Source organism: Acinetobacter sp. YH12023 (genome assembly GCF_013420135.1).
GTDB classification, from domain to species: domain Bacteria; phylum Pseudomonadota; class Gammaproteobacteria; order Pseudomonadales; family Moraxellaceae; genus Acinetobacter; species Acinetobacter amyesii.
Map to the genome: position 1 here is coordinate 1 of NZ_VOYU01000035.1, position 1,274 is coordinate 1,274.

Sequence of the window (1,274 nt, forward strand, 5' to 3'; positions counted from 1 at the left end):
TGATGTGTGCTTAAAAAACAGGAGGGTTTAACTTGGTAAACTATACATACTCATTAGGAGTTTACCATGAGCAAGAAACAGAAGACTTACACCGCAGAATTTAAAGCTGAAGCCATAAAAGCCATTGAAGAGAACCAAGGTAATGTATCGGAATCCGCTAGACAACTTGGCATTTCAATGCAAACCCTTTCGAACTGGAATAACAAAGCAAAGGCTGGAACTTTAGCAGGCACAAAACAGTATTCGCCCGATCTAAACGCCTTACTCGAAGAAAATAAGAAGCTTAAACAACAGCTCAAAACAGCTGAAATGGAACGTGAATTTTTAAAAAAGGCAGCAGCGTACTTTGCCAAAGAAAGTCAGTGAGGTACGCCTATATGAAATCGCAAAGCCACTTATTTCCGATTATTTTAATGGCTCGATTACTTCGTGTATCCGTTTCTCGCTTTTATGATTGGCTAAAGCGAGGCATGAGTAAAAGATCAATTCAGCGAAATCAGCAGACAATTTTGGTCAAAATAGCCCATGAAGAAACCAAACAAAGCTATGGCTATGTTCGATTAACCAAGCATTTACAAGCGCAAGGTATCAAAATAAGTACGTATGCTGTGCGCCAAATAAAAAAATCAAATCAGTTGTATTGTAAGCGCCATAAGCGTTTCAAAAGAACCACGAACAGTGATCACAACCGTTCTATTTATGACAATTTACTCAAGCAACAGTTTTCAATGACGAAGCCTAATCTTGCGTGGTCGAGTGACATTACCTACATTTGGACGGCTGAGGGCTGGTTGTACTTGGCAGCTGTCAAAGATCTTTACACGAAACAGGTTGTTGGCTATAGCTTAAATGAGCGCATGACAGCCAAGCTTGTTTGTGATGCATTGAATATGGCTATTCGCAATCAGAAACCTGCTAAAGATCTCATTGTACATTCAGATAGAGGCAGCCAATATTGCAGTAATGAATATCGAAACTTACTTGAGAAATTTGATTTTCAGGGTTCAATGAGCAAAAAAGGCGACTGCTTTGATAATGCACCGATAGAGAGTTTCTGGGGCATACTCAAAAATGAACTAGTCCATCATCGCAACTACAAAACAAGGGAAGAAGCCAAAGCGGATATTACAAAATATATAGAGTTATTTTATAATCAGCGAAGAATTCAAAAAGGCTTGGATTTTAAGACACCAAATCAAATGGCAGAAGACTTTTATCGGTTAGCTGCCTAGAATCTCCCAAGTGAAAGTCTCCTGCTAATTCAGCACACATCA

At 39.1% G+C, this 1,274-nt stretch carries 1 protein-coding gene; it reads left to right on the forward strand.

The genetic code is table 11. The features are described 5' to 3' along the window. Window positions 1-66 precede the first annotated feature (66 nt). A protein-coding gene (locus tag FTT92_RS16575) for an IS3 family transposase (protein ID WP_119285041.1) occupies window positions 67-1,232 on the forward strand; the annotation gives its coding sequence in 2 pieces (ribosomal slippage) (window positions 67-325 and window positions 325-1,232; 1,167 coding nt in all). The last annotated feature ends 42 nt before the right edge of the window (window positions 1,233-1,274 follow it).